Annotated in this window: 27 protein-coding genes and 1 tRNA gene; 7 read left to right on the forward strand and 21 right to left on the reverse strand. The window is 59.2% G+C overall.

Features of this window, described 5'->3' with window-relative positions; all coding sequences use genetic code 11:
• Window positions 1–204: 204 nt before the first annotated feature.
• The 4 genes from NVB75_RS25350 to NVB75_RS25365 all read right to left on the reverse strand — a co-directional run bounded on the left by NVB75_RS25350 (window position 205) and on the right by NVB75_RS25365 (window position 4,384).
• On the reverse strand, window positions 205–2,433 hold the full coding sequence (locus NVB75_RS25350) for an ATP-binding protein (RefSeq protein ID WP_258343843.1): 2,229 nt from the start codon (window positions 2,431–2,433) through the stop codon (window positions 205–207).
• A complete protein-coding gene (locus tag NVB75_RS25355) occupies window positions 2,430–3,044 on the reverse strand; it encodes a biliverdin-producing heme oxygenase (protein WP_258343845.1) in 615 nt (204 codons plus the stop codon). The genes NVB75_RS25350 and NVB75_RS25355 overlap by 4 nt, the downstream gene beginning before the upstream one ends.
• Window positions 3,045–3,144: 100 nt before the next feature.
• Entirely contained in the window at window positions 3,145–3,522 is a 378-nt protein-coding gene (locus NVB75_RS25360; RefSeq protein ID WP_258343847.1) for a response regulator, read from the reverse strand.
• A 142-nt stretch (window positions 3,523–3,664) separates the two neighbouring features.
• Complete coding sequence (locus NVB75_RS25365) at window positions 3,665–4,384, reverse strand: SDR family oxidoreductase (protein WP_258343849.1); 720 nt, start codon at window positions 4,382–4,384, stop codon at window positions 3,665–3,667.
• Window positions 4,385–4,510: 126 nt separating this feature from the next.
• Here NVB75_RS25365 and NVB75_RS25370 point away from each other — a divergent pair, with 126 nt between their 5' ends.
• Genes NVB75_RS25370 through NVB75_RS25380 form a run of 3 tightly spaced genes read left to right on the forward strand, consistent with a single transcriptional unit; the run spans window position 4,511 to window position 5,801 of the window.
• Window positions 4,511–4,945: a VOC family protein gene (locus NVB75_RS25370; RefSeq protein WP_258343850.1), complete on the forward strand. Its 435-nt coding sequence runs from the start codon at window positions 4,511–4,513 to the stop codon at window positions 4,943–4,945.
• Window positions 4,942–5,325: a cytochrome c family protein gene (locus NVB75_RS25375; protein WP_258343852.1), complete on the forward strand. Its 384-nt coding sequence runs from the start codon at window positions 4,942–4,944 to the stop codon at window positions 5,323–5,325. Before NVB75_RS25370 ends, NVB75_RS25375 begins: the two co-directional genes overlap by 4 nt.
• Window positions 5,326–5,354: 29 nt before the next feature.
• Window positions 5,355–5,801 (forward strand): NUDIX hydrolase, encoded by a 447-nt coding sequence (locus tag NVB75_RS25380; RefSeq protein ID WP_063033019.1) that lies wholly within the window; start codon window positions 5,355–5,357, stop codon window positions 5,799–5,801.
• Window positions 5,802–5,848: 47 nt separating this feature from the next.
• Here NVB75_RS25380 and NVB75_RS25385 read toward each other — a convergent pair whose 3' ends face one another.
• A complete protein-coding gene (locus tag NVB75_RS25385; RefSeq protein WP_258343854.1) occupies window positions 5,849–7,117 on the reverse strand; it encodes a phospholipase D-like domain-containing protein in 1,269 nt (422 codons plus the stop codon).
• Between the two features lie 130 nt (window positions 7,118–7,247).
• Here NVB75_RS25385 and NVB75_RS25390 point away from each other — a divergent pair, with 130 nt between their 5' ends.
• Window positions 7,248–8,126, forward strand: a complete 879-nt coding sequence (locus NVB75_RS25390; protein ID WP_258343856.1) for a hypothetical protein — start codon at window positions 7,248–7,250, stop codon at window positions 8,124–8,126.
• A 32-nt stretch (window positions 8,127–8,158) separates the two neighbouring features.
• Here NVB75_RS25390 and phnX read toward each other — a convergent pair whose 3' ends face one another.
• The 9 genes from phnX to NVB75_RS25435 all read right to left on the reverse strand — a co-directional run bounded on the left by phnX (window position 8,159) and on the right by NVB75_RS25435 (window position 17,312).
• Complete coding sequence (gene phnX / locus NVB75_RS25395) at window positions 8,159–8,986, reverse strand: phosphonoacetaldehyde hydrolase (protein ID WP_258343858.1); 828 nt, start codon at window positions 8,984–8,986, stop codon at window positions 8,159–8,161.
• Window positions 8,987–9,075: 89 nt separating this feature from the next.
• Entirely contained in the window at window positions 9,076–9,948 is an 873-nt protein-coding gene (locus NVB75_RS25400; protein ID WP_258343859.1) for a LysR substrate-binding domain-containing protein, read from the reverse strand.
• A 36-nt stretch (window positions 9,949–9,984) separates the two neighbouring features.
• Window positions 9,985–11,280, reverse strand: coding sequence for an MFS transporter (locus tag NVB75_RS25405; RefSeq protein ID WP_258343860.1), 1,296 nt, complete (start codon window positions 11,278–11,280; stop codon window positions 9,985–9,987).
• Between the two features lie 93 nt (window positions 11,281–11,373).
• Window positions 11,374–12,465 carry an iron-containing alcohol dehydrogenase PsrA gene (gene psrA / locus NVB75_RS25410; protein ID WP_258343862.1) on the reverse strand — a complete coding sequence of 364 codons (1,092 nt, stop codon included), beginning with the start codon at window positions 12,463–12,465 and terminating at the stop codon, window positions 11,374–11,376.
• Between the two features lie 126 nt (window positions 12,466–12,591).
• Window positions 12,592–14,610, reverse strand: coding sequence for an LTA synthase family protein (locus NVB75_RS25415; protein ID WP_258343864.1), 2,019 nt, complete (start codon window positions 14,608–14,610; stop codon window positions 12,592–12,594).
• The gene (locus tag NVB75_RS25420; RefSeq protein WP_258343865.1) at window positions 14,610–15,209 is read right to left on the reverse strand and encodes a hypothetical protein; all 600 of its coding nucleotides are present in this window, start codon (window positions 15,207–15,209) and stop codon (window positions 14,610–14,612) included. Before NVB75_RS25420 ends, NVB75_RS25415 begins: the two co-directional genes overlap by 1 nt.
• A complete protein-coding gene (locus NVB75_RS25425; protein WP_258343867.1) occupies window positions 15,209–16,477 on the reverse strand; it encodes an exo-alpha-sialidase in 1,269 nt (422 codons plus the stop codon). The genes NVB75_RS25420 and NVB75_RS25425 overlap by 1 nt, the downstream gene beginning before the upstream one ends.
• A gap of 23 nt (window positions 16,478–16,500) precedes the next feature.
• Window positions 16,501–17,046 (reverse strand): cytochrome b/b6 domain-containing protein, encoded by a 546-nt coding sequence (locus NVB75_RS25430; protein ID WP_258343869.1) that lies wholly within the window; start codon window positions 17,044–17,046, stop codon window positions 16,501–16,503.
• On the reverse strand, window positions 17,046–17,312 hold the full coding sequence (locus NVB75_RS25435) for a PepSY domain-containing protein (protein WP_017476120.1): 267 nt from the start codon (window positions 17,310–17,312) through the stop codon (window positions 17,046–17,048). The genes NVB75_RS25430 and NVB75_RS25435 overlap by 1 nt, the downstream gene beginning before the upstream one ends.
• Window positions 17,313–17,459: 147 nt before the next feature.
• Between NVB75_RS25435 and NVB75_RS25440 the strand changes: the two genes are divergently transcribed.
• On the forward strand, window positions 17,460–18,122 hold the full coding sequence (locus NVB75_RS25440) for a response regulator (protein WP_063033007.1): 663 nt from the start codon (window positions 17,460–17,462) through the stop codon (window positions 18,120–18,122).
• Window positions 18,119–19,492, forward strand: a complete 1,374-nt coding sequence (locus NVB75_RS25445; protein ID WP_258343870.1) for an ATP-binding protein — start codon at window positions 18,119–18,121, stop codon at window positions 19,490–19,492. Before NVB75_RS25440 ends, NVB75_RS25445 begins: the two co-directional genes overlap by 4 nt.
• Window positions 19,493–19,530: 38 nt before the next feature.
• Here the strand turns inward: NVB75_RS25445 and NVB75_RS25450 are convergent, their stop codons facing one another.
• From NVB75_RS25450 to NVB75_RS25470, 5 genes are all read right to left on the reverse strand, one after another.
• Window positions 19,531–20,154 carry a DUF3916 domain-containing protein gene (locus NVB75_RS25450; RefSeq protein ID WP_258343871.1) on the reverse strand — a complete coding sequence of 208 codons (624 nt, stop codon included), beginning with the start codon at window positions 20,152–20,154 and terminating at the stop codon, window positions 19,531–19,533.
• A 55-nt stretch (window positions 20,155–20,209) separates the two neighbouring features.
• Window positions 20,210–20,464 (reverse strand): cloacin immunity family protein, encoded by a 255-nt coding sequence (locus NVB75_RS25455; RefSeq protein WP_258343872.1) that lies wholly within the window; start codon window positions 20,462–20,464, stop codon window positions 20,210–20,212.
• A gap of 6 nt (window positions 20,465–20,470) precedes the next feature.
• Window positions 20,471–21,625 (reverse strand): S-type pyocin domain-containing protein, encoded by a 1,155-nt coding sequence (locus tag NVB75_RS25460; protein WP_258343873.1) that lies wholly within the window; start codon window positions 21,623–21,625, stop codon window positions 20,471–20,473.
• A 125-nt stretch (window positions 21,626–21,750) separates the two neighbouring features.
• Window positions 21,751–22,071 (reverse strand): DUF6966 domain-containing protein, encoded by a 321-nt coding sequence (locus NVB75_RS25465; RefSeq protein WP_258343874.1) that lies wholly within the window; start codon window positions 22,069–22,071, stop codon window positions 21,751–21,753.
• A gap of 37 nt (window positions 22,072–22,108) precedes the next feature.
• A complete protein-coding gene (locus NVB75_RS25470) occupies window positions 22,109–22,477 on the reverse strand; it encodes a PH domain-containing protein (protein WP_093201401.1) in 369 nt (122 codons plus the stop codon).
• Between the two features lie 157 nt (window positions 22,478–22,634).
• Here NVB75_RS25470 and NVB75_RS25475 point away from each other — a divergent pair, with 157 nt between their 5' ends.
• Entirely contained in the window at window positions 22,635–23,270 is a 636-nt protein-coding gene (locus NVB75_RS25475; RefSeq protein ID WP_258343875.1) for a LysE family translocator, read from the forward strand.
• An 8-nt stretch (window positions 23,271–23,278) separates the two neighbouring features.
• Here NVB75_RS25475 and NVB75_RS25480 read toward each other — a convergent pair whose 3' ends face one another.
• A complete protein-coding gene (locus NVB75_RS25480) occupies window positions 23,279–23,608 on the reverse strand; it encodes a hypothetical protein (protein ID WP_258343876.1) in 330 nt (109 codons plus the stop codon).
• Between the two features lie 94 nt (window positions 23,609–23,702).
• A tRNA-Leu gene (locus tag NVB75_RS25485) sits at window positions 23,703–23,787 on the reverse strand.
• Window positions 23,788–23,863 lie beyond the last annotated feature (76 nt).

The raw sequence follows: 23,863 nt of genomic DNA on the forward strand, positions 1-23,863 counted from the left end.
GAATGAGTGGGTTGATTGAAGGATTGGATATGGAAAGCGCTGCCAATGATTGGAAAGGACATAGATGTTGGCTCTCATTAGAAAGGACGTGAAGTGTGCGCATTCACCTCCCTTTGAGTGCGTCCTGATCAGTGGCCCTGGCCCGGTCCAGCGTTCCGGGCCTTTGGGTTTCCATTTGCTTCGCCGTCTCAATGAGGCGCCGTTTCAAGCCGGCTTGGGCACCGTAAACCGAAACTCGCTGCCCCGCCCCAACTCACTTTCAGCCTCGATCCGCCCGCCGTGGGCCTGCACGATGCCTTGGGTGATGTACAGCCCCAGGCCGCTGCCGGTGGGATTGTTTTCGGTTTGAGTCCAGTAGCGATCAAACACATGCGGCAACTGATCCGGGGCGATCCCTTCGCCGGAATCACGCACCGAAAACACAATCTCTTCGCCATTGCTCAACGCACTGATACCGATATTGCCCTGGCGCGGGGTGAACTTGATGGCGTTGCCGATCAGGTTCGACAGCACCTGAAACAGCCGCTCCGGGTCGGCATTGATTTGCAGCCCGGGCTCGGCGTTGAAGGACAAATCGATGCCCTTTTCCATCGCCAGGGGCGCCAGCAGTGCATAGGCCTCCTCGAACATCTGGCTCACGTCCAGGGCCACCGGCTTGACGGTGTAGCGCCCGGCTTCGATCTTCGAGGTATCGAGCAAATCCTCAAGCAACACATTCATGCGCGTGGCGGCTTGTTGCATGGTGTCGATGGCCGAGGAAATCCGCCGCGAAGTGTGTGGGCCTTCGGAACTGAAGGCTTTTTGCATCATGCCGCAGAGCATCGAGATAACGGTCATCGGGTTGCGCAGGTCGTGTGAGACCACCGCCACCAGTTCATCCCGGGCGCGTACCGCTTGTTGTTCGCGCAGTACCTGGCGGGCCAGGTCGTTTTCCAGGGCCGAGCGCCGCAGGTCGTTGGCGGCGAAGCGGTCGCCGTGGCTCCATTTGGTGGAAATGCCGGCCATCTCCACCTTCCAGATTTCAAACGAGGTGCGTGGGCGAAGGTGCAGGCCCGCTTCGGTGCTTTCCAGGTCCAGCGGTTTGTTCGGGTCGCCGCTCCAGTTGATGTTTTCCTTCACCTCGGGGCGAAACCACAACACGCCATTGTCCACTGGCTTGGGCAAACTCATGGCCAGCACACCACTGGCGACGTGCTGATATTCAGCTGCCGGTGGGTACACCGCGGACAGGTTATGGCTGGCAAATACCGGCTGACCCGTTTCTTGCAGCCACTTGTGCAGGGCGCGGATTTGCGCAGGTTCCGGGCAGTTGCCGTAGCAGTGCAGTTGTTTGTCTTCAATGATCGCCACACCGCCAGCGAGGGTCAGGTCCATCAGCAATTGCGGACGCTGCGCGAGGCCATCGAAGACATTCGCGGGTGAGGCCTGCATGGCCTGGCTGAGCAAGGCCAGGGCCTCGACCTTTTCTTCGCGCTGGCGGCTGATGTCCAGGGCCTCCATGGCACTGATCTGCAACGACAGCACCTGGCCGATGGTCTGGCACGCGGTGCGCAAGTCATTGGGCACCAGCAGCGGCTGGCGGTTGCCGCAACTGATCAGGCCCCAGAGTTTGTCGCCGGCCATCAGGGAAATGCTCATGGACGACAACACCCCCATGTTTTTCATGTACTGGCAGTGAATCGGCGACACGCTGCGCAGGGTGGCGAAGCTCAGGTCCAGGGGCTGGCCGGTGTCCGGGCGCAACCTGGGCACCAGCGGCACTGCCTCATAGTCGGCATTGGGGATGATTCGCAGCCAGTTGGTGCGGTACAGCTCCCGGGCTTGTTCGGGGATGTCGGACGCCGGGAAGAACAGGCCGTTGAACAATTCCATCGACGGGGCGGACGCTTCAGCGATCACCTGGCCGTGGCCTTCCTCTTCGAAGCGATAGATCAGCACGCGGTCATAGCCGGTCATGGCCTGAATTTCGTTGACGCTGATTTCATACAAGGCTTGCAGGGTTTTCGCCGACTGCAGGCGTTGCAGCATCTTGCCCAGGTTGCTGGTTCGACCATTGAGTGCTCGCGGCTGGAAATCCTTGAGCCGTGGTTCGAACTCCAGCACCAGCACATCCTGATGGCGGTGCAGCAGTCCTTCGAACTCGGCGCCGTTGAGGGTCATGTGCAGCGGTGGGGCATCGAAAAAGCTGTTTTGCGTGACCATGGCCTGGACGGCTTCGGCATGTTCTGTGCCGATTAGCCTGTGCAACGGTTGGCCCAGCAGAGATTGCGCAGAGTGGTTGAACAGCTCGGCCACGTTGGCGCTGACCTGCACGATATGCAGCTCAGGCTCGGACAAGGTCAGCAGCGCGCCGTGAGGCTGGATAGCACCGGGGAAGCGGATGGGCTCGTCGGCACAGTTGGCAAGCAGCTCTTCAAAATCGTCGGGTTTCATAGCAGTACCTCCTGGCTGTCGAGCCATTGCTCAAAGCAGCTGAATGTCGAACGGGCCGCGTTTACGGCGCGCAGTTTAGCGTGCGCGTCGAGGGGCACATGGTTCAGGTAATCGAGAAAGTCTTTCCAGCGCCGGCCGGTTTCAGCGCCATACACATTGAGAAACGCGCCGCCATTGTCGGCACCCAGTCCCAGGCGTTGGTCCATTTCCCGGCGCAGGATCTGGCCGCCCAGCGTGGCGCCTTCTATCACGTACAGCGCGCCCAGGCAGGCGGCGGGTGTGTCCAGGGGCGGCAGCGAGGCGCAAAGGGGGAGTGCAGCGATGGCTTGGTCGTCGAGCCCCAGGGCGTGGAGGTCCCTCAACAAGGTCGGCGTCTTCACACGCAGCACCTGATCAAATCCCACAGGGATCAAACCGCTGTCGTTCAGCGTTGCTTCCAGGGGTTTGTAGAACCCGTGGTAGGCCTGGAGCAGGCGTCGGTAGCCGTCGTGATCCAGCTGCGCAGAGAAAAACGGCAAGCGCTTTTCCAGGGCGACGTGCAGTAACGCGGTACCCGAGCGCAGGGCTTCAAGTACAGGTGGCGCACCAACGTCATGGGCCTGTGAATACATTCAGTAAACTCGAACTGGGGGCCTGCTGGCCATATAAGGTTGCCTGATAACTGACCGCAGGAACTGCCTCGAAGTTCGGGTGGCTGATGTCGCGATGCTATCAATGCATGGGCGGGGCCTGCATCAGAGCCGACTGCACGCAATCGAGCAGGCGCTGGGTGGTCCACGGCTTGGGCAAGAATCGCACGGTACCACCCAACTGCGAGGCCATTGCGGTGTTGCCCGAGGTCAGTACCACTGGCAGCGTCGGCCAGCGATGGGCGACGACCTTGCTCAAGTCGTAACCATTGAGCAGGCCGGGCATCTGGATATCGCTGACAATCAAGTCTACCGGATCGCTGGCCCGTTCAAGAAAAATCATTCCTTCATCTGCGGAGGGGAACGAGGTCACCACCGCACCGAAATCCTCCAGTACATCCACCATCAACGAGCGAATGATTTCGTCGTCTTCCAGCACCAATATCGATGGCTGAGCCATGATCCTTACTCCACCATCCGGGTTAAGTAAGGTGGAGTGGGGCGCCGTAGATTAGGTTCGATTGGATGTGTTTTATGCGATGGGTGGTCATTTGGTTGTCTTTGAGTTGCGCCAGCGCAGGATGCTCTCCTTGCGAAACGTGCTAGAAGCGCTCATCCAGCAGCGCCGGCAACGTCAGCTCCTTGACGAAACTGGCACCGGACAGGCTCAAGACCATACGCACCACTTGCACCACGTCATGCACCGGAATCAATTGGCCCTCACCGCGCTCTTCGGCCTGGGTACGCGAAGTGCTCAAGGGATCTTCGGTATTCAGATAACCCAGGTTCAGGCAAGTGACTCCCAGGCGCTGCTGGCGATAGCCTTCACGCAGTGCATCGGCAATGCCGCGCAAGGCGAATTTCGAGGCACCGAACGCCACTTCCGGCCGGCCGCTCTGGGGCAGTCCTGAGGTCGAGCCCGTGAGGATAATGCGCGGCTGCGCGCTCTTCAGTAACACCGGTAGCAGTCGCTTGATCAGCAACAGCGGTGCGGTGATGTTGCAACTGACGATGGCTTCCAGTTGCGTGTCTTCGTCGATGAGGAAGCTATACGCCGGATCAAACGCCCGCGCCTCCCAGATGCCCAGGTTATAGATCAGTGTGTCCAGCCCCTCATGCGCCACGGCTTGCTCGATGACCTGCGTCGCGTGGTCAGGCACTCCAAGATCAGCTTCCACCCAGCGTATCTCGGCACCGGAGCTGGACACCAGTTGACCGGGACGACTGCGGGAAACCCCGATCAGCGTATCCCCAACCCCGCCCAGGCCTTCCATCAAGGCCCTGCCCAATCCTTTGCTTGCACCGACCACCATGGTTTTCATCGCTTGTCTCCTGAACTGCTGTGCCTCGGGAGCGGGCATGCAAACAGAGCGGCGGAGTGATATCAATTGAGTGGCTGTTTCCAGATGTTAATCTCCACAACGCCGACCAAGCCCCCAAGGATCCTTATGTTCATCCGCAACCCCATTGTTCCCGAGCTCATCGTCACAGGTCTCACGGCGAGCCTCGACTTCTGGGTCACCCAGTTGGGCTTCGACATTGCCTATCAGCGCCCCGAAGAAGGCTTTGCCTATCTCGACCTGCAAGGCGCGCAAATCATGCTGGAGCAATACGATCCGGATGCCGGCCAGTGGTTGACCGCACCGCTGGAAAAACCTCTGGGACGAGGCATCAACCTGCAAATCGATGTGCCTGCCGTGGCGCCTGTCTTGCAGCGTCTGGCTGCCATCGGCTGGCCGCTGTTCCGCGAGGTCGAAGACGCCTGGTATCGGGCGGGTGAGGTGGAAGCGGGGCAGCGGCAGTTCATCGTGCAAGACCCGGACGGCTATCTGGTGCGTCTGGTGCAGCGGTTGGGCGAACGACCAGTGGGGAGCCACTCATGAAATACGCCGTTATACTGGCTATTGCCTTCATCAGTGGGGTCTTCAGTCTCCAGGCCGTCGCAGAAGGCGATGCCGAAGCCGGTGGAAAGCTGTTCAGCAAGACCTGCGGTGGCTGCCATAGCGTCGGTGAAAACGCCCGGGGCGGTTTCGGGCCGCAGCTCAACGGCATCATTGGCCGTCCGGCTGGCACCACCACGGATTACCAGTATTCAGATGCGATGAAAAATTCAGGCGTGGTCTGGACGCGGGACAAGCTGGCCGCCTATATCGAGGCGCCGAAAAAGGTGGTGAGCGGTACCCGGATGATTTTCTGGGGGATCAGCGACCAGGAGAAGATCGACAACTTGCTGGCGTACCTTGCGACATTTCAGGCGCAATAAACACCGATCCCAAGACAAGGATTTCACCCATGGTCGCACCGCGTATCCGGGCGCTCGCGCTCTGCATCTTCCACCGCAACGGCCGAATTCTGGTTCACGAATTCCAGGATGCGGTGAAACAGCAGACGGTATTTCGTCCCATCGGTGGCGGCATCGAATTCGGTGAACACAGCGCCGAGGCGATCGTACGAGAGGTGCAGGAAGAACTGGCGCAGCCTATTCACAGCCTGCGCCTGCTCGGTACGCTTGAAAGCATCTTCACTTATGACGGCAACCCCGGGCACGAGATCGTTCAGGTCTACGATGGCCAATTTGAGGACCAGAGCCTGTACGAGCAACCGTACCTCGATGGTGCCGAAAGCAACGGTTTTGCGTTCAAGGTGAGTTGGAAGGACAGCTCAAGCTTTACGGCGCAGTCGCCATTGGTGCCCGAAGGGCTCTACGCGTTGCTCAAAGGTGCAGCGTTACTGGATTGACGGGATGCACCCCGATAATGGTGATCGTCCCCAGCCTGCGAAATTAATCAGGATTTCTGCCTTTTCCCCACGGCGCTCACTGCCAGGAATGGCTGGTCGTGATAGAGCTTCAGTTCTACGGTGTTGACGGATTGTGGCTTGCCGAAAAACTCCCCGCGTTTGCCGGTGTACGCCTTTTCAAAGGTGAACGGCGTTGTAATTACGTTGATGATTTCTTTGTCGAACTGGTCCTGGTGTTTGCGTATCCAGGCTCTGCTTTGTGCTTGCTCCTTGGCTGTAGCCTTTTGAGCGCCGCGGTTATCGCCTGTAAACGCCACAGGTGCAAAGGAGTGCGCGGAATCGAAGTCAAACCTCATAAAGACGCAACAAAGCCCTCTGCCTTTTGAATCGTAGATGTTCAGCATCAAGTTGGATTGACCATTTTTGTGCTGGCGTGCCTTGGGTTTGGCCGACACATGGATCTTCCAGTCCGGGCGTAGCGGGAACTCTTCGAAGTCCAGTACCACGTCATCGGCGACGAAAGTAATCCGTGTTTTATTGATCCTTGCCCACCCAAGTTTCTGGCTGTCCAGCACGCAAAAATAACGTTGCTTGGGTTCGAGCGAGTAGGGTTCTGAATCGATTTTCCACTCCAGGAAACTCTGGTCCTTGGGCGGATAGAGCGACAGTTTTGCTTTACCTTCATCGTTGAAGTTAACGACTTTCACTTGGGCCGAAAGGGGCGCCGAACTGCGAAGCTTTGCGATGGACTTGACGATGACACTGCTGATGTCGTCTTTGGCAGACTGCGCGTTGTCGGTCTTTTCAAAAGCATCGGCGACGTCAGCGCAGGCTTTTTTATAGTCCTGGTATTTTGCCTTCAGGCTTACCACCGCGGCTTCCATCGCCTTGATTCGCTCTTTTGTCACCGGCGTTGCGCCGACCTGCCATTGGTCTATCTGCTTCTTGATGGCAGTTATCTTGGTTCGTTGCTCGGTGGAAATGCTCAGCTCTTTGTTTCTCTGGCCGTTTGTCGTGAAGTTTTGGCTGCCCAGCGTCGCCATTCTGTTGCCCACCACGATTACCTTCGCGTGCAGTTGGGCGACCTGATAGATCTCATGCTGGTCTGTCAAAAGGCCTTTGAGGGTTTTCAGGTCGGAGCTGTTGCTTGCAAACAGCTCCGGGTGAAACAGGGTATAAATTTTTGCTGGCCCTCTATTCTTTAAAAAGCTGCGCAGCGTTTTTCCGGTGATGTAAGGCGACATGACTGCCACGGGCTCGTTGTCGACAAGGGCGCAGTCAGTAAGGGCGTTGAAAACATCAGTTTGGAGGTTCATTGCATTTATTCCATGAAATCAATGAAAGACAGGGCAGGAATGGTTGGCAACCCTGTGATGCCCAATGATGGCATAATGACTTCTTTGTTGTTTGCGGATATCTCTTCCCGCTCAATTCTCAAGGATGACTATGCGAACGCTTTTCCGAATCTGGCTCACCCTCACCATTGTTTCGATGGTGTTCTACCTGCCGTTTTACGTGTTCTCCAACAACGCCATCAATGCCGTTGAAGAACTGACTCCTGACGAAATCATCCCCTTCACCGGTATTCGCGGGCAGGATCCCGAGCGTGTGCACAACCTGTTGGCCCGCACCGGTATCGATATGTCGATGGAACTTGAAGACGCGCTCGAAGACAACAAGAGCCTTTCCAGCGTCAAGTTCGAGTACCTGCGAACGCCAGAAGCCACGCGTGTTGAACAGGCAACCGGGCTGAAGTTGGTTGAAGCTTCGGCCGATGTGGGCAACGGTCGGCAACTCAAGCTGGTGTTCACGGTTATTCCGAAGCGGTTCTTGCGCAGCACCGCACAGGTCAACGGTTTGCTCGCACTGCAGATCACCGACGGCAACCACACACTTACGATGAACGATGGTCCGAATGACGAGCTTCATCTTTGGGCGCTGTTCGAGAAGTCGGGTAAAGCCGCTCGTGAATCAGTGCAGCGCATGAATAGCCGTTTCGACGTAATGGTTGCTGAAATCGATGCTCGCGAGAAGGCTCGCAACGCACCGGCCGCCGTGACCCCATCCGCACCTGTTCGTCAGTTTGCGAGCAACACCGTCGCCGGTAACCCAGGTACGGATCAGGTCATCATTTTCCAGTTCGATGGTAAGCCTGCGTATTGCGCAGACGAAGGCGCGGACGGCGCCAACTGCCATGGCGACAGTGCCGCATTTATCGGCCAAGGCTCCTACAAGGACTACATGGACCCCGACAGCAGATTATGCATCGCGGGCGAGAATGACTGCACGTTGCCGCAATTTTTTCCTGCCGATATACGGGGTTGATCCCAGAGCCGTTGTCGCGCCCCGTCGCCTCTTCAAGAACCCTGCGGTGTTTCCCCGCGCGCCAAACGCGCATTGATGTCCTCGATCACCGCGGGCAGTTCGACAATGGTGTCGATCAGGTAATGCGGCCGAGAGCCCTCGAACATCTGTGTAATACGCGCGCGCTCCAGCGCCAGCTCAGCGGCGGGCAGTGCCTTGTATTGCTCGTAGGTCAAACCCAGCGCATTGCCCGAACAGGTCAACGCGACCGTCCACATGCCTGCGCTGCGACCTTCCAGAATCCCGGGCCAGGTGTCATCGACCTTCACGCACGCGGCCACGTCGCTGATGCCCAAGGCAATCACGTTGGCCAGTGCCTGCGCCGGATGCGGACGCCCGTTGGGCACCTCGTCGGTCGCCACCACATGGTCGGCGACGTAGCCATTCTGCCGCGCCAGCTCGACCACCTTGGCCATCACCACCGCCGGGTACCCGGAGCAGGAGCCGATCTTCAAACCCTGTTCGCGCAGATTTTTGATCGCCTCAAGAGCGCCGGGAATAACCGCCGAATGCAGCGCAATTTTCTCGATCTGCAACGGCATGAAGCGTTCATACAGTGCGGTGACATCCGCGTCTGTCGGCAAGCGATCAAACACCGCCCGATAACGCTCGGCAATCTGCGGCAGGTTGCACAAGGTACGGATGTGGTCCCACTTGCCCATGCCCATCGGGCCGCGCGCTTCTTCCAGGGATACGGCGACGCCAAACTCGCCGAATGCCTCGACAAAAATCTGCGTGGGGGCGAAGGAGCCGAAGTCGACGACGGTGCCGGCCCAATCCAGGACCACGGCTTGCAGCTTGGAAGGTTGTTGGTAGTTCATGGCAAGTCTCCATTTTTCAGGTGTGAGCAGGCCGTCCCTCTATCGAAGAAGAGGTAAGTACCTGGTGAGGGTTTAAACGGGTGAGGCGATCAGGTCACCGGTATCGGGCTGGCCTCGAACAACTCCGCGATCATCGGTCGGTTGCGCCGGATCCCCAGGCAACACAGGTGGTAGTCGATGAAAAACGGGTGGTCGACGAAGGTGATGGGGGTGGTGCCCGGGGTTTCGGCGTATTCCACCGCGGACACAAAACCGATGCCGATGCCTTTGGTGATTGCGTGCACGATGGCTTCGCGACTGTTCAACTGCATCACGCAGTTCACGGCGACGTCCTGGCGCTTGCAGCTTTCTTCCACCAGTTGCCGGGTGCGGGAGCTTTTCTCGCGCATCACCCACTTTTCGCGGCTGATCTGTTCCACGTGCACCTCTTTCTGTTGGGCCCATGGATGGTCATCGCGTACCACTGCAATGATCGGATAGCGCCGGTAAAGCTGGGTATCGAAGCGCTGGTCGAATTCCGATAGGGCCAGGATCGCCACGTCGATATCGAAGTTGAAGAGCCGGTCCAGGGTTTCCTTTTCCGGGGAAAACGAGGTCTCCAGTTCGATGTCCGGGTGGCGCTGCATCAGCTCATAGGTCAGGTTCATCGCGATCGGCGGCGACACCGCGCCCAGGCGCAGCAGCCCGGTCTTGCGCTGCTTGAAACTCTGCAACAGTTGCATGGCTTCATCCTCCTGGCCGAACAGCCCCTGGGTGATTCCGTAAAGGGCGTGCCCGGCCGCGCTCATCTCGATAAACCGCCCGCGACGGTGGAACAGCTCCACCGAGAACTGCTTCTCCAGCCCATTGACCTGCTCGCTGATGGTCGGCTGGCCGACGCTCAGGTACTCGGCGGCGAGGGTGAAACTGCCGGTCTTCGCCACCGCATGAAACGAGCGCAGCCACTTGTGGTACTGGTACATAAAGAGTCCTGTTCCTGAGGTCCGCCGGGCCGGTTATCAACGTCGGATAAACAACGCCACCGCTGCGCTGCACAGGCAGGCCGAGGTCACGACGATGAAGATCAGTGAGGTGTTGCCGGTACTGTCGAGCATACTGCCGATCAGCGGTTCCGCCAGGCCGGCGAACAGATAGGATGAGAAGTTCATCACGCCCGTGGCCGTACCCGCACGCTTGGCACCCACCAGGTCCGGGCACAGCGCCCAGAAACTCGACGCCGGACCGTATACAAAGAACCCGCAAAGGAACAACGCCACCAGGCCGATTGCGCTGTGGGGCGGCAGGCTCCACATCCACAGGCTGGTGGCGGCGCCGAGGAACATGTAGAGCATGATCGCCAGGTAGCGTTTGGAGCCGAACAACTTGTCCGAGACCCAGCCATTGCTCAGGGCGCCGATGGCCATGCCCACCGGCAGGGCCACGGTGATCCACTTGGGATCGATCATGCTGTCGCCGCTTTTCCAGTTGGCGCCCAGGAAATGCACTGGCACCCAGACGATCAGGCCGTAGCGGGCGGCGTTCTGGAAACCCAGAGAGAGGGCGGCGATGATCAGCCGCGGGTTTTTCAGCACCGCCTTGTAGCGCTGCGCCGAAGTTTCGACTTCGCCGTGGGCCACTTCATGATTCTTGTCTTCGGCGTTGGCCACGCCAGTATCGGCCAGGGGTTCGAAGCCCAGGTCCTGAGGCCGTTCCCGGGCCACCAGGTAGAAAATGATGCCGCCCGCCAACATCAACAGCACCGGCAGACGGAAGATCCAGCGCCACTCCAGTTGCAGCACTTCCAGCACCACGATCGAGGTCACGTACGACAGGACCGAGGCGCATCCGGCGGCGAACACATAAAAGCCATACACCTTGCCGCGTTCGCCGGCGCTCCACCAATTGGAAATCAGCCGGCTGCCGGGCGCCCAACCGAGGGCCTGGAAGTAACCGTTGATGCCCCACGGCAGGATCAACCCGGCAAAGCCGCTGGCGAAACTCGTGACCCAGTTGGCCCCGCAGGACAGCACCGCGCCAAGGGTCATGATGCGGCGCCCGCCGAATTTGTCGGCGAGGTTGCCGTTGATGGCCTGGCCAATCGCATAGGCCCAGAGCATCGCGGCCGAGGCCCAGCCGAGGGTTTCCTTGGTCAGGCCGAACTCGGCCTGGATCCCGGGGATCGCAAACCCGAAAGTCTGGCGACCGGTGTAGAAAAACAGATAACAAAACATCGCGGCCAGCAGCATGCGCCACTGGGCAACGCGGAACGATGAGGTACGGACGGCAGGAACAGGCAGCACGTGTGCACGATTCATGATGTTTTCCTTATTGTTATTCGCCCCGGCGACCGCAGCCGCCGGGGGGCACTCTTGATAGGTGCAACAGGAAACGACCGAATTACGGTGAGTCTAGGCCGCTTGCGCGCCGATGAAATTCTTGCCGCGTGCGCCTTGCAGGGCGAAGCGGATCATCGCCTCGGCCTCGCTGGCATTCACGCCGTAGTCGGCAAACTCGGTCTTCACGTCCAGGCTGTGGAGGAAGTCGCGCAACTGCGCCTGGGCCTGGTGCAGGTCGGTGCCAAATATGCGTTGCAGGGTGCGGTCACGCGCGGCGTCGTGCCCCCATGCCAGGCCCAGCACCAGCGGCAAGGTGAAGGAGCAGGCGATGCCGTGGGGCAAGCCGTGGTGCAAGGTCATTTCGTAGGAGATGGAGTGGGCGAGGGCGGTCTTGGTATTGGAAAAGGCCAGGCCGGCTTTCAGGGCCGCCAGCGCCATCCGCGAACGGAGTTCTTGATTGCCGAGGTCTCGCCGCAAGCGCGGCAGGCATTCCAGGATGTCTTCGATGGCGGAGATGGCGAAGGTGTCCGAGATCGGGTTGGCGTTGATGTTCCAGATCGACTCCAGCGCATGGGACAAGGCATCCAGCCCGGTGGAAACCGTGACTCCGGCCGGCACCGTCAGCATCAACTGCGGGTCGATGATCGCCACTTTCGGCCAGGTGCAGTCCAGGTGCAGCGAATACTTCTTGAGGCTCGCGCAATCCCAGATCGTCGCCCATGGTGTGACTTCACTGCCGGTGCCGGCGGTGGTCGGCGCGGCAATCAGTTGCTTGTGACGGGCCGGCACGAAAGGTTTTCCGGTGGCCAGCAACGCCAGCAACTCGTCGAAATCCCCCGATTCGGTGCCGACGATCAACGCCTTGGCCGTATCAATGGCACTGCCCCCGCCGACGGCGACCACCACCTGGCAGTCACCGGCCTGCTGCCAGAAGCGCTCGTAGGTGTCGCGCAGTTGGGCCACGTCGGGGTTGGGCTGCACGTCTTCGATCACGTACACCAGGCGGTCACCCAGCAGTGCCTGGATGCGGTCGACCAGACCGAGCTCGCGGGCTTCGGGGAAGGTCACAAGGGCGACGCTCTGGCCTTCGGTGAGGGTGGCGAGTGCTTGCAGGCAGCCCCAGCCGAAGCGGGTGTCTACCGGGTTGTGGAAGCGGGCAGTCATGGCGGGTTCCTGGTTTTTGTTATTGGAAGTGCCGCCATAGTCGGGGAGGGTGAAGTGGACCTCAAATCGATAGATTGGGGGGATGGATTGGCTGGGCCGATAGTAAAGCCCAGCCGCCAAGTGCCTTCAGCGAACGTTGCGGAACAACATCAACCGCGCACTCTCATGCAGCCCGCGAGTCAGTCCCTGCAAGCGCTGAAACTCTTCCGGGTATTCCTGGGCCACATCGTCCCTTGGCGTTTGCGACGCCAGGTCATGCAGGGTGGGCGAGCTGCCGTCGTGTTCCATTTGCAGCAGGAAGTCCTTGGTCACGCCACCGATCAGCGGGAAGGTGCCCTCGCGCAATACCAGCGGCACCACCCGCTCGCCTTCCGGCGCAGGCTGCTGGATATCCCGGCCCATGGCGCCATTGCGAAACGGAATGCCCGCCATGCCGGCGACGGTCGGCAGCAGGTCTGCCAGGCCGACGGCTTCTTCGATCACCCGGGGTTGCAGGCCGGGTGCGTGGATCATCATCGGCACGTTGTTGCTTTCCAGACCAAGCTGCTCGAACGCCGGCGCCATGTGCGGGATCTGGCTGATGCGGGTGTTGTGGTCACCGAAGAACACGAAGATGGTGTTGTCGTAATAACCGCCGGCCTTGGCGATTTCCATCAGGCGACCGATGTTGAAGTCCAGCAGGCGTACGGCGTTGTATTGCTCGACGCTGCGACTGCCCGCGGCCTGGACTTGTTCCACGGTCAGGTCATGCACCACGAAGCCGTCGTTGTTCTTGGGGATGGTGAACGGGCGGTGGTTGCCGGAGGTTTGCAGGTAGGCGAAGAACGGTTGGTCCTTGGGGATGGCGCGCAGCAGTTCGTCGCCTTCCTTGAACAGGTCCAGGTCGGAAACACCCCACACGTCCACCCGTGGCGAGCGCCAGTGGCTTTCGTCATAGAGCTTCACGCCGTCGATGCTCTGGCGGATCAGCGCGTTGATATTCGCCCAGCCGGCATTGCCGCCGATCATGTAGAGCTTCTGATAATCCTCGAACGCATTGATCAAGGTGTGTTGCCGGGTGATCAGCGGGTTGCGGGTGGCCGTCTCCTGGCGGGTAACGTCGGGTACGCCGGTGATGCTCGCCCACACGGTTTTGGCAGTGCCGGTGACGGGCACGTAGAAGTGTTTGAAGAACCAGCTTTCCTTCGCCAGTTTGTCGAGGTTCGGCGTGGGGTTCAGCGGGTTACCGTAGGCGCCCACAGCGCTGGTGCCGAGGGACTCGAGCATCACGAAAATCACGTTCGGCGGGCGCTCGCCCTTGAGCCGATAAGGCTGCACGGCTTGTTCGCGGGCGAAGCTCAATTGCTCGGGATCGGGTTGGCTGACCCCCAGATAATTCGCAACTTGCGGGTAATGCTCGCGCACCCGCGCCTCATCGAATTGCGACTGGCCGACCTTGAGGGTGTCGTACAAAAACAGCACCGGATTAAGGCCTACGGCAGCGATCTGGTTGTTGCCGGAAAAGAACGCATCGCTCCAGCGCAGGGGCACCGGATTTTCGAGGTTGAGGTTGGCGACGCGGCCGAGCAGGGCCAGCAACACCGCGATCACGCCAACGGTGGCCACGGATGCAATGGTCAGCTTGCCGATGGGTTTGCGTTCGCCATCCAGGGTGATGCGTTCAAGACGAACCAGGGCGTAGGTCCACAGGCCGACTGCGGTAAGCCAACTCAAGGTTATCCACAGCACCGGGTAGGTTTCCCACACCATCTGCTGGGAAATCTGCGCGTCTTCCAGATAACGCAGCACCGTGGCATTGATGCGCACGCCGAGGTAGGCGTAGTGGCCGAAGTCGATGATGTACACCAGCCCGACGATGCCCAATGCCAGCAGCAGATAACCCCGTGCCAGCCAGCGCAGGGCGGGGACGGTCAGCAGGTTCCAGCGTGGCAGCCAGGCGAGCAGGGCCAGGGGCAGCAGGATCAGCACCGCCAGGCGCAGGTCGAAACGCAGGCCTATCCCGAAGGTTTCCAGCAGTGCAGGTTCCCTGAGGTCGACCCCGGAAAATCCCAATACAAACACCAGCCGCAGTGCCGCCAGCAACGCAAATACCAAACCGATCGCGCCCACGCCGTAGCGCAGGCGGCGCGAGTGCAACCATCCCATTATTGACCTCTGTGCAGTTTTAAAAGAGGACGCCAGGCAGCCAGCGCCAGCATCCACAACCCGGCCACCAGGCAATAGCCCGTCAGCAGTGGGTCGATCAGATAGTCCCAGTAGTTTTCCGAGGCCTTGAGCCGCAGCGCAAACGCCAAAGTACCCGCCGCGAGCATCCACACGGCCAAGGTATTACGCAGCCAGAGCATCAACAGCGCGGCCATGCCGATCAGCACAATCATCGGCCGGGGATTGAAGCCCCAGCGGTACGGATCGAAGTAGGTCAGGCCCATCGTTGCGGGGTACAGCGCCAGGCTGAGTGCGCCAAACAGCAGCAACACCTGGACCTTCTGCGGGCGCTGGAGCGGCTGCACCACGCCCAAACGGCACAGGCTGACCCACGCCAACAACACCAGAGTGCTGATGGCCAAGTCATCGGTGAAGCTGCGCACGTACGCCGCCAGCGGCAGTTCGTTGACCGGGATAAAACTCACCACCACCAACACCGGCAGCAGCCATGGGCGCCAGGGCGCCGTTACGCGCAGGAGGCTGAGCAGGACAAAACCCAACAGCACAAAACTCAAATGCGCTTGCCATATGGAAAACATCACAGGCGCTCCGACAGCCAGGCTTCGTTGAAGCTGACGTGTTTGATAAAGGTGTTATTCCACGAGTAAACCAGGTGATACATGCCGTCCGGGCTGCGGCTGAAATACGGGTATTCGTATTCGAAATCGCAGCCGCGGGGTTTGCACACCCGGTAATCCAGGCTGCTGAGGAAACGTTGCTCCAGCGGCAGGCGCAGGGCACCGCTGGAGGCGCGGAAGCCTTCGCCGATGATTTCCTTGTAGGCCGCAGGGGAGAACGGTTGGCCCAAGGGGTCGGGGGATTGGTCCAGTTCCACCACGGTGCGCCACTGGTTGAGCTTGGCATCGGTGCCGTACAGGCTCAGCTTGAAGCGACCGTCCCGCAGGTCGTTGAGGGCCACCAGCAAGCCGTCGCCTTCAGTGCTGACGGCTGCCAACGAGGAATTGGGGTTGGACGGCTCCAGTGGATAGGGCTCGCTCCAGGTTTGACCCGCGTCTTCGGTGCGGCTGGCGAGGACCTTGTGATGAGTCTCGCCGGCGTAACGCAACATGGCGATGGCGCGCTGGCCGTCCTGCGGGACGATGGTCGGTTGCAGCGAATTCTTCCCTCGGCTGATACGGAATTTGTCGATCACCGCCCCGTCGGGGCTCAAGTACAGGTACTCGGCGAATTTGCCCATGAACTCGTGGTACACCGGCAGCCCGATGGAGCCGTCGGCATGGAACACCGGTGCGGCGCGCACCAGGGTGCTGATGTTGAAGAAAGGCGAGGTGATCAGTTGGCGAGGTGCCGACCAGTTTGTGCCGAGGTCGTCCGAGACCATCACATTGATCGCGCTGGTGGCCCAGCCGCCCACCGATACCGAGACGTAGAACATCCACAGGCGATTGTCCGGCGCCAGGGCGATCACCGGGTTGCCCAGCTTGCGGATGTAACGGTGAGTGCCGTCGCGGGTGCTTTCCCGGGTGGCGAGTACTTGCTCCGGGCCCCATTCGGCGCTTTTCGCGTCAAAGCGCGCGGTGCGCACCTGCACATCGGCAGCGCCTTCGCGGGAGCCGGCAAACCATACGGCCATCAGGTCGCCGCCGGGCAGGGCAGTGACCGAGGAGGAGTGCACAAAGTCATTGAGCTGCGAGGAGACAAAGCGGCTGCTGTATTGCGGGGCGGCCGCGGTTGGCGAGCTGTCCTTGGGGCCTTGGGCAAACGGCGCCAATACGTGGGGCGGATGGCTTTGCCAGGCGGCGAAAAAGACCACCAGCAGACTGCAGATTATTAAAAGCGGGCGCATAGAGAACCTGTCGGAAAAAAGGATTACTGCGCACGGTCATCCGGCAGGCGCCTCCTGCGGCCGGTGAGCATGGATAACGGCAGGTTGTCCCGCACCTGGATACTTTCAAACACCGCCGCCAGCACATGCACGCCCACCAGGCCGGCCAGTACATTGGCGGCGGTTTCGTGCAATAGCAGCGGCCAATCGGCGCCCCACAGGGCGTCGACTTCCTGCATCAAAAAGCCGCTGACACCGAGGGTCAGCAGCGCCAGCAACATCAGGATCATCACCAACGCGCCAATGGGCGAATGGCCCAGGCGGTGCTGTGGTCGGCGGTTGAGCAGTGAACGTACATGGCCCTTGAGCCGTTCCGGCGTCGGCCAGAAGTCCGACCAGCGCGCGCTGCGCGGTCCGACAAATCCCCACACCAACCGCACCAGCAACCAGGCCATGGCGTAATAGCCCAGCCATACGTGCCAGTCGTCGCCTGCTTCGTTGAAGAAGTAATTGGCCACAAAGACGCCGGCGATGGAGAGGTGAAACACCCTCACCACCGGGTCCCAGAGGCGCAGGGAGGTTGCTGGCATCAGCCCTTGATCTCAGTCTTCACGGCCTTGCCGGTGACTGGATCGTGGTAGATCTCGACTTTGCGCTTGTCCTTGTCGAAGCCGTAGATCTCGTAGCAGTTGCCATCGGTGACCTTGAATTTGCTGATCTCGTAGCCCTGGGCTTTCAGCTGCTCCTGAAAAACCTTCTGGTCCTGCCATTGCGAGCGCTCGGCAGTGGTGCATTGCGGGCCGGCGATGGCCATGGGGCTGGCGATAATCAGCGACAGCAAGAGAATTTTACGCATGGAAACGCTCTCAGCAGATGTGGGAGATTTCACTGTGCTAAACCAACCTTAGCGAAAGCTTAGTTGGCAACGGCCCGTAACATCTTTCCCAAAATGGCGCCGGCCTTTACGCGGCATCATGCGGCCGTTTCCTACAGAGAATCAGCTATGCGCCTGCTCCTTGTCGAAGATGATCGTGCCCTTGGCCAAGGGATCCGTGTAGCCCTGGGCGCCGAAGGCTACACCCTGGACTGGCTGCAGGATGGCGTCAGCGCCTTGCACGCGCTGCGCACCGAAAGCTTCGACTTGCTGCTGCTTGACCTCGGCCTGCCACGCCTCGACGGCCTGACCCTCTTGCAAACCCTGCGCGCCGAACAATACGACCTGCCGGTGCTGATCCTCACCGCCCGCGACGGCACCGCCGAACGCATTGCCGGCCTGGATGCCGGCGCTGACGACTACTTGGTCAAACCCTTCGACGTCGAAGAGTTCAAGGCCCGCGTCCGCGCCCTGTTGCGCCGCAGCCAGGGCCGGGCGCAGCCGTTGCTGGAGCATGCGGGCGTCAGCCTGGATCCGGCGACTCAACAGGTCAGTTATCAAGGCGAGGACGTTGTGGTCACGCCAATGGAATACCAACTGCTGCATCAACTGATGGTGCGCCCCGGCAAAGTCGTCACCCGCGAACGCCTGTCCCGCGCCCTGTACGGCTGGCAGGACCGCGTCGAAAGCAACACCCTCGAAGTCCTTATCCACAACCTGCGCAAAAAACTCTCCACCGAACTGATCCGCACCGTGCGCGGCGTTGGCTACGTGGTGGAACTCAAACCATGAACTCGGTCCGCGCGCGCATCCTCATCCCGGTGCTGGTGCTGATCCTGCTGGGCGATGGCCTGATCAGCTGGCTCGTCCTGCGGGACAGCCACCACGAAATCGAAGAAGTCTACGACGCCCAACTCGCCCAGAGTGCCCGCTTGCTGCAAGGCGTACTGCGCCAGCGCGACCCTGGTGATGCTGACTGGGAACGCCTCTACCAGGCCTTCGATCAAGCCATGAGCCGTGTCGGCGAAGACGGCGCCGCGCACCCTTATGAAACCCGCCTGACCTTCCAGGTATGGCGCACCGACGGCCAACTGCTGGTGCGCTCCACCGACGCCCCGATCCTCAACGCCCCGCCCACCACCCTCGGGCCGCACGACCTGATGGAAAACGGCAACGACTGGTGCGCGTTCATGCTCGCCGACATGCAACAAGGCCTGCTGATCTGGGTGGGCGAACGCGATGACATTCGCCAGGACGTGATCCAGCGCATTATTCGCCACACCCTCTGGCCGATCCTGATTGGCGTACCGCTGCTGGCGGTGTTGATCTGGCTGACCATCGGCTGGGGCCTCAAACCCCTGCGCGCCATGGCCCAGGCAATTCGCGGGCGGGATAGCGAGACATTGCGGCCGCTGCAACTTCAACCGTTGCCGGCGGACCTGGAACCCATGCAAACCGCGCTGAACCGTCTGCTGGTGCAGGTGGACGAGCTGCTGGAGCGCGAGCGACGGTTTATTGCGGATGCAGCCCACGAGCTGCGCACGCCGTTGGCGATATTGCGCATTCATGCGCAGAACGCCCAGAGCGCGGGTACCGCGGAGGAGCGGCGAGAGGCGTTGGACTTTCTGGTCAATGGCGTGGACCGGGCGACGCGGATTGGCAGCCAACTGCTGACCATGGCGCGGATTGAGCCACAGCTGAACAACACCGTTCGCACTCGCGTGCCTCTGACGGAATTGGTACGCGAAGAGCTTGCGGAATTGACGCCCCTGGCAATGGAGAAGGGCGTTGAACTGGTGCTGGAAGGGGATGAGGCATGCTGGATTGAAACGGACCCGGTGGCGTTGGCGATTGCGCTGCAGAATCTGGTGACCAATGCACTGAATTTCTCGCCGGCGGGGAGTGAGGTGCGGGTGGTGCTACGGGGTTCGGATTCGGGAGTGGTGCAGTTGTGTGTGGAGGATGCAGGGCCGGGGATTGATGAAGGGGAGATTGAGCGGTTGTTTGAGCGGTTTTATAGTCGCGGGAATGCGAATGGGGCGGGGTTGGGGTTGGCGATTGTACAGATGATCGTGGGGAAAATCGGGGGGCAGTTGGAGTTGTATAACCGGGAGGTGGGTGGGTTGTGTGCGCGGTTGAGTTTTAGCGACAGGTCGGTTTGAAACAGGCCGTCGTTAGAAGCACGGCGATCATCGCAAGACTATGTTGCCGTGCTGAATAAGTGCGGATGCTCTGCCTGGAATGCTCTGAAAGTCTTGTACTTCCAGCGATCACCGCCCGGATCTTCATCCGATGAACTGACCTCGCCGAAATACCAATGCTCTGACTCAAACTGTTCTCCGTCCTCATCTTCGTGGGTGAAGTGAAAGCCCACCTCGTGGAGCCCGGGTGGGAGGATCAGACCCCATTCATTTGCAAGGCTTCTGCCCGTTATACGGGTTTGGCGAAAGTAGTCGTATTCGAAGGGCTGGGTGGAACCGAGGTAGCGGCTTTTGTCGATGTAGACGCAGACCTCGCTTGAGAACATGTCGGGCACTTGAATGGCTGCTACGACCCAGCATTCAGGTGTGTCATCGGGCCGGGCTTGAATCAGGTGAGCGGCGGCGTTGATCAATTGCTGAGCGCAGTGTGCCTGGATAGCAAGGGTGGTTTGCTTGCCTTCGACCAGGGTTTCTATGACGGGAACTTTGAAGTTTTCAAACCCTCGCCTCACCGGGAAGTCTTCTAAAAACCAGCCTTCGAAATTGTCTGCCCATCGGCTGATTGCGCGCAGGCGCCTGGGGATGTTGCGGAGTTTTTTGTCTGAAAGTGCAAGACGACGCATAGGGTATGAATACTCTTGGTTTGCTTTTGTTCGTGAGGCCCGGGCTTATTTTTGATCACCAGGACTTTCTATAATCGAGTGCGAGAAAGTAGTCACTTTCCGACAAAATAATTTTGTGGCTGAAGAGCGGCTGTATAGTTAATAGCCATTCTTCACGCAGTTGGAACATTCCGTTGTTAATGTCGTCTTGAACGGACAGTCCGAGCGAGTCGACAACGCTATAGTCCTCGCCCAAGTCTGCGGAGCGCTCTATTCCTAAACCGAGCTCAGTCGACTTATCGAACCATTCCAGTCTTAATTTCAGTCCCATATGCCCTCACAAAAATTTTTTGATATTTCGTTTTTTCTTAGGCTTTTTCAGCCGTTCACCAGTTATGTGGTTGAACGCCCCCAAGTGACTCCCATCGCTTGCTCTATACGCCTCTAGTTCGCCGTGCTGCGAGTCCCACTCGTAAATTATCCGTCCTTTGTCATCAATCCAGCGCTCTCTAAGCCCTGCCCCACCTTGCTTTGGGGTCTTGGGTTTTGCCTTGCTCAGGTTTAGGAAACCGGTGATTTCGTCTGTGCCGGGAGCGGAATGGTATTTGTGATCGCCCGCCCTAACGCTGACTACCACATAGAGTGGCCGAACCCCCGACTCCACCGGAAACACCAGAATAAAATCCCGATACTCCGGCGGATAAATCGGATTCACCAAAATCTGCTTGGCCGCCTCAGTCGGCGGATAAATCCACATCACTGGTGCTTGCGGTGCAGCCTCCAATGCCGGAATACCAAGGGTGTCGCCAGGATCAATGGCCGGCGTCCAAATCAGTTCTACACCCTCGCCAAGATCTGCCACGAACTGACTGTCACGACTCTGAAACTGCACCACATCGATCATCTGCCAGTCGGCATTTTTACCGGTGTAAAACCCATACCCCTTCAGCGTCCCGTCGGCGCGTTGCTCGATATGCAACCGCATCCGCGAGCGGGCTTTTTGCAGGTGACGAAGTTGTTCTTCGCTATAGAGCGCACTGTCGCCAAGCTCCGACGGCCATGCCAGCGCCACCAGCCCTGCAAGCAAACTCCCGGCTGCGGCGCCGACCGCCGCAGCTGCGGATTCCATTACCGCTGTGCGTAATACAAGCTGGCCAAGCCCAGCGGGCAGGGCACTGCCACTGATCTTCCTGAGGGACACACCGCCATGGCTATCCACCTCCCGTCCGCCTAACAGCGTGAAGTGGCCGTAGTCCTTGATCAGCTCAAGCGGCACATACCCGGTGGGGTTGTTGTAGCTGATGATCCCGTCGGGCAACTGGCACGACTTGGCGAATACATGGCCTGGAATCCTCGCGGGTTCAGGCGATGGCGGGGGAGGCGCTTCATACAAATCAATAAACGGTGAATACGGAATCTGCTTAGGCTGCGGAGTCAGAATTCGCCGCTTCAGCTGTTCTTCTTCGCTAATTGGATACGCGCGCTCTGTCATGACGACTCACTTCCTTGTGCAAGGAAGCGAGCCTATGAGAGCGGGGAAGAACCTGAAATTCTCGTTGTTCGATGGTAAGCGTGGGAAAAGTCACTTTATCAATCGCTACATTGAGCCAAGCGCGCTTACTCTCCCTGATCGCGCTGTATCTCCGTGCCCAACTGCGAGGCTTTACTGCGTAACTCCTCCAACCGGTCGTTCAACTCTTTGTATCCTGGCTTCCAGAAAAAGACGCCGTCTACGCTGCTTTGGCCAAGAATGAGGTCATTGAACGAGCCCATCCCACCGTATGCGGAGCGTAGATAGGTGATTCCGGAGTAATCGGATGCCTGCAATAAGGTTTTGGCCTTACGCATCCATCGGCTCCAGTGGTTGTCCCCGTCGCTTTCCAGCAGGATGGCAAGTTCCTCAAGAACATCAATTAGCTCTGCGGTTTTCGGACCCATAGTGGGAAATCCTTAAAAACGGAGGTTTCGTAACGGGTCAAAGCACATGCCTTGAAATCACCCTCGATATCTCAACAATCGACGTCTTCCCCGTAAACTCAAACTTCACTTTCCCCACCGCCGAAAAGTAAATCTCCAGCTCCGAGTCCAGATCAAACGTCCCGGACGTTTCCACTGAATACGCGACGATGTTTTTGTACGGCAGTGAAGTGAAGTCCTTCTTGCTGCCGGTAATGCCTTGCACGTTCACTGCGATGATGCGCTTGGTGGTGAACACCACCCCATCGCGCATGGCCTTGTAGGAATCGATGACCTGCTCATCATCCAGCAGCAGGGACGAAACGCGTTCGGCGTATTCGTCGTTTTGTTTGAGTTTGAAGAAGCCTTTGTTGTTGAAGTCGATCATGTGCCTTTCCTTGGGTGAGCGGTGCGGTAAACGCACGCGCCGGTGTATGACGTTTTGCTCGCGGATCTGTATCTAACGGCCTTCCTTTTATCGCCCTACTATGGCGCCAACAACCCGCCGGCCATTACAAAGTTTTACGTCGCCAAGGAGTTACACCATGCCCGAGATGTCCAGTCTGCTCGCCTACGGCCTGATTTCGCTCGGCATGGTACTGACGCCTGGCCCGAACATGATTTACCTCATTTCGCGGTCGATCTGCCAGGGCCGAATGGCCGGGCTGATTTCCCTGGGCGGCGTTGCGTTGGGTTTTGTCGTTTATATGTTCTGCGCGGCATTGGGCATCACGGCATTGGTGATGGCGGTTCCCTATGCTTACGACGCGCTGCGACTCGGCGGGGCGTTGTACTTGGTGTACCTGGCCTGGCAGGCGGTCAAACCAGGCGGCCGGTCGCCGTTCCAGGTTCGAGACTTGCCCAAGGATAGCCCACGCAAGCTGTTCATGATGGGCTTTGTCACCAACCTGCTGAACCCCAAAGTGGCGGTCATGTATTTGTCGTTGCTGCCTCAGTTTATCGACCCTGACGGCCACGCCAGTGTGCTCTCGCAATCCCTGGTATTGGGCTTTACGCAGATCATGATCAGCGTGAGCGTCAACGCGCTGATCGCCGTTATGGCGGGCTCGATTGCGGGTTTTTTCATCCGCAAACCCGTTTGGCAAACCGTGCAGCGCTGGTTGATGGGCTCGGTGCTGATGGGCCTGGCCGTGCGCATGGCGGTCGAAGGGCGACGCTGACTCGCGCGTTACAGGATCGCTTTCAGGTAATCCTTGAGTGCGTTGAGCGGAGCATTGAGTGCTTCGAGTGTCGTCGCTTGGCCCACATCCACCGCGAGCCGTTGCAGCTCGCGGCCCATCACGGTGTTTGCACCGCCCAGAGATTCGAGTGCCAATGCCAGGCACTCGTCGATTTTTTGCTGGATGGCCTTGATATCGCCCTTGCGCACCAGCAAGCCAAACACTTCCCGCTCATAGCCGTCCATGACCAGGTCGTCCCGCAGAATCGGGCTCGCGCCTTCGGTTTCATGCACCAGCTTGAGCGCAAAAAGCGCAACAGCTTCCAGCGTCAGTTCCATGGTCAAGGTTCCTCTTCTCTCGCGTTCGCCCGCCCATCATCACTTTCCTGCAGGCGAAAAAAAAGACCTTGAATTTCAAGGTCTTTTTTTAAGATGGTGCCCCGAGGGAGACTCGAACTCCCACTCCTTTCGAAAACGGATTTTGAATCCGCCGCGTCTACCAATTCCGCCATCAGGGCTCAATGGCGGCGAAGTATAGAGATGAGATTACCGTTGGTCAATCACGTTTCATGGTCAATTTTCACTATTTCCGCT

This window comes from Pseudomonas sp. CBS, from assembly GCF_024734645.1.
Taxonomy (GTDB): Bacteria; Pseudomonadota; Gammaproteobacteria; order Pseudomonadales; family Pseudomonadaceae; genus Aquipseudomonas.